Origin of the sequence: Asticcacaulis sp. (genome assembly GCF_020217185.1) — a bacterium.
Classification (GTDB): Bacteria; Pseudomonadota; Alphaproteobacteria; order Caulobacterales; family Caulobacteraceae; genus Asticcacaulis.
The window spans coordinates 1-10,000 of sequence record NZ_JAIWNX010000058.1; the positions used below are offsets into that span (position 1 = coordinate 1).

13 protein-coding genes are annotated in these 10,000 nt (G+C 59.0%); 8 read left to right on the forward strand and 5 right to left on the reverse strand.

The features are described 5' to 3' along the window. Nucleotides 1–193 precede the first annotated feature (193 nt). Nucleotides 194–595 (forward strand): NtrZ family periplasmic regulatory protein, encoded by a 402-nt coding sequence (locus LDL37_RS02735; protein WP_290793985.1) that lies wholly within the window; start codon nucleotides 194–196, stop codon nucleotides 593–595. Here LDL37_RS02735 and LDL37_RS02740 read toward each other — a convergent pair whose 3' ends face one another. Beyond that, entirely contained in the window at nucleotides 596–1,237 is a 642-nt protein-coding gene (locus tag LDL37_RS02740) for a thiamine phosphate synthase (RefSeq protein ID WP_290793988.1), read from the reverse strand. Between LDL37_RS02740 and LDL37_RS02745 the strand changes: the two genes are divergently transcribed. After that, entirely contained in the window at nucleotides 1,231–1,896 is a 666-nt protein-coding gene (locus LDL37_RS02745) for a YggS family pyridoxal phosphate-dependent enzyme (protein ID WP_290793991.1), read from the forward strand. The two genes, LDL37_RS02740 and LDL37_RS02745, sit on opposite strands and share 7 nt — an antisense overlap. A gap of 172 nt (nucleotides 1,897–2,068) precedes the next feature. Here LDL37_RS02745 and LDL37_RS02750 read toward each other — a convergent pair whose 3' ends face one another. Then, nucleotides 2,069–2,578 carry a L,D-transpeptidase family protein gene (locus tag LDL37_RS02750; RefSeq protein WP_290793993.1) on the reverse strand — a complete coding sequence of 170 codons (510 nt, stop codon included), beginning with the start codon at nucleotides 2,576–2,578 and terminating at the stop codon, nucleotides 2,069–2,071. A 51-nt stretch (nucleotides 2,579–2,629) separates the two neighbouring features. On the opposite strand from LDL37_RS02750, the gene LDL37_RS02755 reads away from it, so the two are divergent. Then, nucleotides 2,630–3,316, forward strand: a complete 687-nt coding sequence (locus tag LDL37_RS02755) for a response regulator transcription factor (protein ID WP_107875697.1) — start codon at nucleotides 2,630–2,632, stop codon at nucleotides 3,314–3,316. Between the two features lie 44 nt (nucleotides 3,317–3,360). Beyond that, complete coding sequence (locus LDL37_RS02760) at nucleotides 3,361–3,759, forward strand: DUF3052 domain-containing protein (protein ID WP_290794000.1); 399 nt, start codon at nucleotides 3,361–3,363, stop codon at nucleotides 3,757–3,759. A gap of 182 nt (nucleotides 3,760–3,941) precedes the next feature. Here LDL37_RS02760 and LDL37_RS02765 read toward each other — a convergent pair whose 3' ends face one another. The 3 genes from LDL37_RS02765 to LDL37_RS02775 all read right to left on the reverse strand — a co-directional run bounded on the left by LDL37_RS02765 (nucleotide 3,942) and on the right by LDL37_RS02775 (nucleotide 7,093). Then, on the reverse strand, nucleotides 3,942–4,400 hold the full coding sequence (locus LDL37_RS02765) for a hypothetical protein (protein WP_290794003.1): 459 nt from the start codon (nucleotides 4,398–4,400) through the stop codon (nucleotides 3,942–3,944). Then, a complete protein-coding gene (gene xth / locus LDL37_RS02770) occupies nucleotides 4,397–5,197 on the reverse strand; it encodes an exodeoxyribonuclease III (RefSeq protein WP_290794006.1) in 801 nt (266 codons plus the stop codon). Before xth ends, LDL37_RS02765 begins: the two co-directional genes overlap by 4 nt. A gap of 213 nt (nucleotides 5,198–5,410) precedes the next feature. Beyond that, entirely contained in the window at nucleotides 5,411–7,093 is a 1,683-nt protein-coding gene (locus LDL37_RS02775; RefSeq protein ID WP_290794009.1) for an MFS transporter, read from the reverse strand. A 196-nt stretch (nucleotides 7,094–7,289) separates the two neighbouring features. On the opposite strand from LDL37_RS02775, the gene LDL37_RS02780 reads away from it, so the two are divergent. Genes LDL37_RS02780 through lptB form a run of 4 tightly spaced genes read left to right on the forward strand, consistent with a single transcriptional unit; the run spans nucleotide 7,290 to nucleotide 9,958 of the window. Further along, complete coding sequence (locus tag LDL37_RS02780; RefSeq protein WP_290794011.1) at nucleotides 7,290–7,910, forward strand: ribonuclease D; 621 nt, start codon at nucleotides 7,290–7,292, stop codon at nucleotides 7,908–7,910. Nucleotides 7,911–7,923: 13 nt separating this feature from the next. After that, nucleotides 7,924–8,598 carry an LPS export ABC transporter periplasmic protein LptC gene (lptC, locus tag LDL37_RS02785; protein WP_290794014.1) on the forward strand — a complete coding sequence of 225 codons (675 nt, stop codon included), beginning with the start codon at nucleotides 7,924–7,926 and terminating at the stop codon, nucleotides 8,596–8,598. A 24-nt stretch (nucleotides 8,599–8,622) separates the two neighbouring features. Then, the gene (gene lptA / locus LDL37_RS02790) at nucleotides 8,623–9,165 is read left to right on the forward strand and encodes a lipopolysaccharide transport periplasmic protein LptA (protein ID WP_290794017.1); all 543 of its coding nucleotides are present in this window, start codon (nucleotides 8,623–8,625) and stop codon (nucleotides 9,163–9,165) included. Nucleotides 9,166–9,214: 49 nt separating this feature from the next. Continuing rightward, on the forward strand, nucleotides 9,215–9,958 hold the full coding sequence (gene lptB / locus LDL37_RS02795; protein ID WP_290794020.1) for an LPS export ABC transporter ATP-binding protein: 744 nt from the start codon (nucleotides 9,215–9,217) through the stop codon (nucleotides 9,956–9,958). Nucleotides 9,959–10,000: the final 42 nt, after the last annotated feature.

Here is a 10,000-nt window from a genome sequence, read left to right on the forward strand (position 1 = left end):
CAGGCTTTTAAGCGATTTATAACATATCCATGCCCTAATCTGGGTACAGGATAGGGACGGGCAGGCGTTTGCGGGTATGTCAGGCGGTTACATAAATCCGTCACACATCCCGTATATGGCGTGCCCAACCAAGGTTTGAACGTGACTGGCCTGTGGGCTGATCATCGGAAGTGGTAGAGTTATGAAGCGGGTTATGGCAGCAGGGGTATCGGTTATGGCCGTGGCGCTTATCGCGTCCGCGCCTGCCTATGCGCTCAATAACCAGACCGCCAAGGCCAAGACCAGCGAAGCCACCGCGCCGCTGAGCCTCAGCACAATTTCTACCGAGACCAATGCCGCTACCCGTCAGCAGTCGAAAATCTATCAGTGGTCGGTGAAGGGCCGCTGGGGGTTGAAGCTCGACCTCAATCAGGACGAGGCGCGCCCCTCTGGCTGGAACGACGTGGACGCCGGTGCCTTCTACAAGATCTCGCCCTCGGTGCGTGTGGGCGGTACGGTCGGTTTCGGCGAAAAGACCAAGTCGCTGCAACCGCGTGATCCGGCGGCCGACAAGGATCAGCCGCGCGTGCGTCTGGAAACCACGTTCAAGTTTTAATCATTTAAGCTGAAACGCCTCGACCGCGCCGAATCCGGCCAAGCCGGAGTGCGTCAGGTGTTCGGCATTGTCCGCCCCAATGCCGCCCAACCCCAGAACCGGTACCGGGCTGAGATCGCAAAACATCTGAATGCCTTTGAGCCCCAGAGGCGCGACGTCTTTCGCCGAGGGACTCTGGCTGGCAAAAACCGGCGAAATGAAGAGGCCATCCAGAGCCGTCACCTCCGCCAGATCGAGCGTTTCGCAGCCGTGACAGGCCCCGGTAATCAGCCAGTCGCCGTGTCTTTCGCGCACATCCGGTGCGTTTGCCAGAGCCCGTTCGGGCAGATGCACGCCATCGGCGGCGACCTCTTCGGCTAATGCCACATCCTGCCCGATCAGCAATTTCACCCCATTATCATCACACAGGGTGCGCAAGACGCGGGCATGGGCCGTGGCATGAGGGTCGCCGAAATGGCGATAGATCACACCCGCCCCCGCCGGCAGGTGCGCGACAATTTCTTCCGGATGCGGAGTGCGTTTGGGATCAGTGACGTAAAACAGGGCGGGCAGATCGCGCCCGTTTGCGCTGGACATATGCGCGTGGCGGGCTATGTCTCTGGCCCGGTTCATCAGAAAGGCGTAGCGGGTTCGGTATGTCATCTTTACCTTCGGCGGAAAATTACGCGCGTATTGTCAAAGGTCTGCACAAGACGCTGAAACTGACCGGGCGGCCGGACGATTCCGCCTGCCTGACCGCTGTGTCTAAAAACCAGCCCTGGGAGGTTATACGCCCGGTGCTGGAGGCTGGCCACCGGCGATTTGGTGAGAACCGCGTGCAGGAGGCGATGGAACGCTGGGGGCCGGTAAAGGATCAATATTCCGACCTGACCCTGTGCCTTATCGGCCCGCTTCAAAGCAACAAAGCCGCCGATGCCGTGGCTTTTTTCGATATTATCGAAAGCGTTGACCGCGAAAAAATCGCCCGTGCCATTGCCGATGAGGCGCAAAAGCAGGGCCGCGCCCCGCACATCTATGTGCAGGTCAATATCGGCGAAGAAGCGCAAAAGGCCGGGATTTTGCCCGCTGAGGCCGACGCCTTTATCGCGACGGTGCGGGGCTATGGGCTGGAGCCGCGCGGCCTGATGTGTATTCCGCCGGTCGAAGGGCCGCGCGGTCCCTATTTCGCCCTGTTGCGCAAGATCGCCGAGCGTAACGGTATTGGGCATCTCAGCATGGGTATGAGCGACGATTTCGAAACCGCGCTGCGCTTCGGATCGAACGAAATCCGCGTCGGCACGGCCATTTTCGGTTCGCGCTGAATCTCCTCCCTACGCGGAGCGTGGGGAGGTGGCAACGAACGGAGTGAGTTGACGGAGGGGGATTGCTCAGACCCGTCCAAAGACTGCGGCCTTGGTCAATCTCTGCGTAATCCCCTCCGACAGGCCGCTTTGCGTCCTGCCGCCTCTCCATGCCTTCGGCAAAGCGAGGAGATTACTGGCTGATCTCCACATAGGTTTCGGCGTCGGCGGTTTTCAGTAATTCACGCAGGTGGTCCAGACTGAGCGCGACGCAGCCTTCGGTGCCGGAATAGTCCTCACGCGCCAGATGCAGGAAGATGGCCGAGCCCAGACCCTTGACCACCGGGTCGTCATTATGCCCCAGCACAACGATCAGGTCATAGACGTGATCGTCCCGCCACAGGGTTTCGTGTGAGCCCTCAAAGGGCCTTTTGACGGGCAGGTTATACAGATCGCTGTTTACATCGTCGCACCAGCCGTCATCGGGCGACAGGGCCTTTACGGGCAGGACCGTCTCCGGAACCGGCAAACGATCGGGGCGATACCAGACATAACGCACCGGCCACATCCCCAGCGGCGAGCGCAGATCACCCTCCCTTTTATCAGCGGCGGCAATAACGCCCCCTTTACCCAGAGCGCAACGCACCCTATCTGAGTTTAAGACTAGAAAACCTTCGGCGTATGCGGTAAAAATCTTGACCATAGGCCGGTTTACACCCTGAACTGATAAAAACACCCACAACGCTACAGGATTATGGTGCAACAAAAAACCCTGCTGATCGTTGATGACGATGACGAACTGCGCGAGGCGCTGGCCGAACAACTTGAACTGCACGAAGAGTTCAAGGTCACTCAGGCGTCGAATGGCACCGAAGGCATCCGCCTTGGGAAGACCATCAATGCCGACCTGATCCTGCTGGATGTCGATTTGCCGGATATGGACGGGCGCGAAGCCTGCCGCCTGTTGCGCAAATCCGGCCTGACCACGCCGGTGATCATGCTGACCGGAGCCGCCTCTGATTCCGATCAGATTCTGGGACTGGATGCGGGGGCCAATGACTATGTCACCAAGCCCTTCCGCTTTGCCGTCCTGCTGGCGCGTATCCGCGCTCAGGTCCGCAGCCACGAAACGTCAGAGGACGCGACCTTCCGCATCGGGCCTTATGAATTCAAACCGGCGCTCAAGCTGCTGATCGATCAGGTGCAGAAGAAGATTCGCCTGACCGAAAAAGAAACCAACATCCTCAAATACCTCTATCGCGCCGGCGGCAAACCGATCTCCCGCGAAGAACTGCTGACCGAGGTATGGGGCTATAATGCCGGGGTGACCACGCACACGCTGGAAACCCACGTCTATCGCCTGCGTCAGAAGATCGAGCCCGATCCGGCCAATGCCCGTCTGCTGATGACCGACGCCGGTGGGTACAGGTTGCAATTTTAAGAAAGCCGGGGCCTGATGGTCCCGGTTTTTTATTGGGGGGTAAGGTGGCAACAGGCTATTCCGGTACGCCTCTGGCGAAGAAGCTTGGATATAAGCCGGGGATGCGCGCGGCGGTGGTCGGCGCACCGGAAGACTATAAAAACTGGCTGGAACCGTTGCAGGAAGGTGTGGGGTTCGGGGCCGATGATCCGGAGCTGGTGCACCTTTTTACCACCGAGCGGGCGGTTTTGGAGGCGGCGCTGACCCACTGGCGCACGGCGCTGAGGCCGGACGGCATGGTCTGGGTTTCGTGGCCCAAAAAGGCCTCAAAAGTGCCGACCGACATTACCGAAGACGTTATCCGCGAGGTTTGTTTGCCGCTGGGCTTTGTCGATGTGAAGGTCTGCGCCGTCAGCGACGTGTGGTCGGGTTTGAAGCTGGTGGTGCGTAAAGAGTTGCGCTAACTCTCCTCCCTGTGCCGAAGGCATGGGGAGGTGGCATTTTGAGCGTAAGCGAGAAATGACGGAGGGGGATTCCGCCATAATATCAAACTATTGCGCCTTTGGCCAGTTTTTGTGCCATCCCCCTCCGTCAGCTCACCTTGTTCGCTGCCACCTCCCCACAGCAAAGCCGCAGGGAGGAGAGGTTACTCTCCCTCCGCTTCGCGGTGCTGGCGCTCATTGTCTTCATCGATGACGTACCAGGTGAACCACAGGGCGTCTTCCAGCTTGCCACCCTTGGCCAGATAGGGCTCAAGCACCGCCGGAAAGGCCAGTTTGACCTGTTCAGCGAAATCGTAATGCGCCTTCAACTCTTCCCAGTCCTGTAGCGCCAGTTCCTCGACCATGCGGATACGCACCGCCCACGGCAGGTCAGCCGGAGCCAAACCCGCCGGGTCGGTTTCCACCCAGTGACATTCGCCGATGGCGTCGGGAATACGGATCTGAAGCTGACCGCCTAGGCTCATGAACCCGACCTTGGTGGCGGCGCGGATCACTTCGGGGATATCTTTGATTTTCCACGCATACTCATTGAAGCGGAAATCGGCCTTGGCCAGAATGTCAGCGGGCAGCCCGGCTTCTGCGGGCAGGGTGTCTTCGGTCATAGGTCGAACTCGATCTGAATAGGGGCGTGATCCGACGGCCGGTCCCATTCGCGGACGGAGTCGTGGATGACGGCGGCTATAGGCGAGGTGATGCGCGTCTTCAAGGCGGGATTGATCAGCAGGTGATCAAGCCTCAGCCCGCGATTGGACTTGCGGAAATCGGCGGCGCGATAGCTCCACCAGGTAAACAGCTTTTGCGGTTCGGGCCACAGTTCGCGGAAGGCGTCATGAAAGCCGCCCGCTTCCATCAGATTGGCAAAGGCCTCCAGCTCCGGCGGCGTATGGCTGACCACTTTCAGCATCTGACGATGGCTCCACACGTCGTTTTCGCCGGGCGCAATATTGAGGTCGCCGGCGATTAGCAGCGGCGCATCTGGGTTGCGCGTTTTCAGGTGCGCGGTCAGGCGCTCATAGAATTCCAGCTTGTGATCAAACTTGTCATTGGCTTCGCGGTCGGGAACGTCGCCGCCCGCCGGAATGTAGAAGTTCCACAGGTCGATGCCCGCGACCTGTATTCCCTGAACGCGCGCTTCGCCGCGGCGGCAAAAGGGCAAAATCTCGTTAGTTTCAAACGGCAGTTTCGACACCAGCGCCACGCCGTGCCAGCCCTTTTGCCCGGTGACAAGCATGTGCGGATAGCCCGCGTCTTCGAAAGCCTTGCGCGGGAATTCACCGTTCTGGCACTTGATTTCCTGAAGGCACAGGATGTCCGGGCGCGCCATGTCGAGGAAACGTATGACCTGATCAATCCTCAGCCGCACCGAGTTGATGTTCCATGAGGCAATCGACAAACGCATAACGGCTTCCTGACGCATAAAAAAACCCGGTCAGTGAGACTGACCGGGTCAGATGTTTGGCACATAACACGAAGAGATAAAGGGAAAAACGCACTCAGGAGACGTCAAAGCCGCCGCATACACTCCGTCGGGAGCTGTGGGAATAATGACACGGTTGTGGAAAAACTCAATGCACATTTCCGTGTTTTTTCGTTTTTCAGGCGAATTTTTCGTTTACCTGCCCGGCGGGTCCTCCATGGTGTGCAGGTCACGGCCGCGCGTTTCCTTCATGAAGAGGAGAGCGACCGCGATGGCTGTGGCCCCGATAATCACCGGATACCACAGGCCAAAGAACAGGTTACCTGAACCGGCGACCATGGCGAAGGAAATGGCGGGCAGCAGGCCGCCGAACCAGCCGGTGCCGATATTGTAGGGCAGGGACAAGGCCGTATACCGGATGCGCGTCGGGAACATCTCGACAAGGGCCGATGCCATCGGGCCATAAAGCGCCGTGGCCCCGACGGTAAAGACAAACAGGACCGCAAAAATACCCAGAATGTTGACCCGTTTGGGATCGGCGGCTTCGGGATAGCCGGCGGCTTTCAGTGCCGCCTTGAGATCGGTCACGGCATTGGTTTTCAGCGTCTTAAGCTCGTCCTTGGACAGAGCATCGCCCGACTGCACGGCGATGGTGCGATCACCGATCTGCACCGTGGCAAACGTCGCTCCCGGTTCGGTCGGTTTGTTGACATAAGGCACGCCCAGCCCCGTCACCAGCGATTTGGCGAGGTCGCAGGACGATGTGAACTGCGCCTTGCCCACCGGGTCGAACTGTACCGAACACTTGCGCGGGTCGGCGAAGATGACGACCGGCGTGCGGTTGACGGCGTCGTCCAGCGCCGGATTGGCAAAGCGCGCCATCAGATGGAAGCCGGGCACGAAGCTGAGCACCGCAATGGCGATGCCTAGGATCATTACCGGCTTACGGCCGACGCGGTCGGACAATTGACCCCAGACGACGTAAAGGACCGCGCTGACGATCGAAATGCTCATCACCAGAAGGTTGACGGTGGTGGGCGCCAGCTTGACGCTCTTTTCCAGAAACACCTGCGTGTAGAAGAAGGTCGTGTACCACACCACGCCCTGCGCCGTCATGAAGCCGAACAGGGCAATCAGCACCTGACGCAGGTTCGACCACTGACCAAAGGCCTCCTTGAACGGAGCTTTGGAGATATTGCCGCTGTCGTGCAGGGCGCGGAAGGCGGGGCTTTCGGCGGTCTTGGCGCGGATATAGACCGAAATAGCCAGAAGCACGGCGGAGACGATGAACGGGATGCGCCAGCCCCAGTCACCAAACGCCTCTTCCTTGACGATGGTGCGGGTCAGAAAGACGACCAGAAGCGCGATAACCAGCCCCAGAGAGGCCGAAGCCTGAATCCACGCCGTATAGGCGCCGCGTTTATCCGCGGGGGCGTGTTCCGCAACGTAAATCACAGCCCCGCCATATTCACCGCCCATCGCAATGCCCTGAAGGATGCGCAGCCCCACCAGCAAAAGCGGCGACCAAATGCCCGCCTGTTCATAGGTGGGCAGGAAGCCGATCAGCACCGTGGCCACCCCCATCAGCAGGATGGTGTAGAGGAAGGTGCCCTTGCGCCCTTTGCGGTCACCGATATGACCAAACAGCAGCGCGCCGAAGGGCCGCGACAAAAAGCCCAGCGCGAAGGTCAGCAGCGCCAGTATCATGCCGGTGGTGTCATCAAGCCCGGTAAAGAAGTTCTTCGTGATGATCGAGGTCAGGGCCCCGAAAATGAAGAAGTCGTACCACTCAAAGGTCGTACCGGCAGCCGACGCCGCGACAATGGTACGCAGACCGGCTTCCTTCTGCACGCTGTCTGCCTGCGGGTGTGATGACATGGACTGACCCTGTTATGGTTAACTGTGTTATGCGTTGGACTGCGCATTTGATCGAAGCCGCGCGCCCTGACAAGGGGGGTGTTACGCAAACAACAGAAAACAATCGGTTTCGCCACGCCTTTGCCGACAGGAATTGACGGCGCACGACCTATGGCTTAGGCCAGAACCAGAGACAAAGTCAGAGGTTTTTTACAGCGTGACCATCCATTATCATGAAGGCGATTTGCCCAACGGCCTTGATCTGGGCGCCGTGGTTGCCATCGACTCCGAAACCATGGGCCTGCGCTTCGGGCGTGATGACCTGTGTGTGGTGCAGTTGTCAGCGGGGGATGGCGATGCCCACGTCGTGCGGCTCAACCGCCCGGCCTATGACTGCCCCAATCTGAAAGCCCTGCTCACCGATGCCAGGGTCTTGAAACTGTTCCATTTCGGGCGTTTTGATATCGGCATGTTCCTGCTGCATCTGGGCGTGGTGACGGCCCCCGTCTATTGCACCAAGATCGCCTCAAAGCTGGCGCGCACCTATACGGACCGCCACGGCCTGAAAGACCTGGTGCGTGAGCTTTTGTCCGTCGATATCTCCAAGGCGCAGCAAAGCTCTGACTGGGGGGCGCAAACCCTGACGCCGGAACAACTGGCCTATGCGGCCTCGGATGTGCTGCATCTGCATACCTTGCGCGAAAAGCTTGATGCCATGCTGGCGCGCGAAGGGCGCAGCGAGCTGGCGCAGGGCTGTTTCGATTTTTTACCGCACCGCGTCAAACTGGATTTGGCAGGTTGGGAAGATACGGATATATTCGCCCATTCATGGAGCTGAAAACGCCCCGCAGATGAGGATTTCTGCCGCCATGCCGGCCATTGAAACCGCGACGCACGACCATACCGATGCCCGCCACCGCCTGAATATTCAGGCGGTGGCGTGGAAAAAGCGTTCGCGCAAGATCTCCCGTCTGCGCCTTATCTTTCCGGGCCTTATTATCGGCACGGTCTTGCTTATGATCGTGTGGATCGTTGTGCAGAGCGTTATCAATTCGATGAACGTCTATACGACCACCGGCGAAGACATCCGCATGACCAACCCGTTTTATACCGACCGCAGCCGCAACGGTGAGCGCTATGAGATGCGCGGTCTTGAGGCGGTGCGCAAGGGCAGAACGTCACAGATCGTCACGCTGACGGCACCGCGTATGGAAATTCGCTCTGAAAACAGCCGTCCCTCCGCGCTGGAAGGCGCGGTCGGTGTCTATGACGACACCAAACGGCGTTTCACGCTCAATAAGGATGTCACTCTGAACTCAGGCAATGGCCTGTCTTTGCGGACCCAGGCGGCTGACGTCGATCTTCAGAGTGCGGTGATTACCGGCAATACGCCGGTTGAAGGCCGCTGGCAGACGGGCGTGGTCAATGCGCAGGCCTTCCGCGTGGAGCAGAACGGGCGCAAGGTTGTGTTTTATGGTAAGCCGGGACAACAGGTGACCGGTACGCTTTCGGGCGACGAAAACTGACATTTTTTAAAGGATATTCCGGCCATGAAGATCAGGATAACAATGTGGGTGATGGGCGTGGCCGGGGTGCTGGCGGCACCGGTGGCGTGGGCGCAATTTGTCCCCACCAAGGAAAATCCTATTGCCTATGCCGCCGATACGTTCGAGGCCGATGATGGTAACCATACCGCTACCTTCACGGGCAGCGTGGAATTCCTTCAGGATACGTCGCGGCTGCGCGCGGATAAGGTGACGGTCATCTACGGCCAGAACCCGACGACGGGCCGGTGGGACGCCCTGTCTACCGCCGAAGCGGTTGGCAATGTGTACTATGTGGTGGACGATCAGGTGATGACCGGCAACCGCGCGATCTATACCAAAAGCACCGACACCCTGGTTCTGACCGGCAATGTGGTGCTCAAGCAGGGTCAGAATGTCATGGAAGGCAGCCGCCTTGTCTATGATGTCGGTGCCAAGAAATCGAGCATGGACGGCGTGCCGACCGCGGGCAGCAAGAGCCGCGTGCGCGGGGTCTTTTATCCGAACCAGGCCTCAAACCAAAATTCAGCGACTAAGAAGCCGCAATAAGATGACCGTTATTTCCACACTGGATGTGCGCAGCGCCGCCGATATGCGGATGACCGAAGCGAGTGATACGGTTGATGGCCTGCGCGTCGAAGGCATCGGCAAATCGTACAAGGAACGCGCGGTGGTCAAAACCGTGTCGCTGTCCCTGCGTCGCGGTGAGGCCGTGGGCCTTCTGGGACCCAACGGCGCGGGTAAAACCACCTGCTTCTACATGATTACCGGGCTGGTGCAGCCGGATTATGGCACCATCAGTCTGGATGGCCACGACATCACGGCTCAGCCCATGTATCAGCGCGCGCGCATGGGGCTTGGGTATCTGCCGCAGGAATCTTCGATTTTCCGGGGCCTGAACGTCGAGCAGAATCTTCAGGCCGTGCTGGAGTTGCGCCTCACCAGCCGTTCGCAGATCGACGCCGAAGTAACGCGCCTGCTCGAAGAACTGCACATCACCCATATCCGTAAGTCACCGGCTACGGCTCTCTCGGGTGGTGAACGTCGTCGTGTCGAAATTGCTCGTGCCCTGGCCTGTGATCCGTCCTTCATCCTGCTGGATGAGCCGTTTGCCGGTATCGACCCGCTGGCCATTTCGGATATCCGTGATGTGGTGGGGTATCTCAAACACCGCGGCATCGGTATCCTGATCACCGACCACAATGTGCGTGAAACGCTCGACATTATCGACCGCGCCTCGATCATCCATTCGGGCGAAGTGCTGTTTGAGGGCACGCCGGATGAAATCCGCCATAACCCTGAAGTGCGCCGCGTCTATCTGGGTGAAAATTTCGACGGCTAACCCCGATGTCTGCGGCTTTTCCACCGGTTTTTCCGGCCTGTG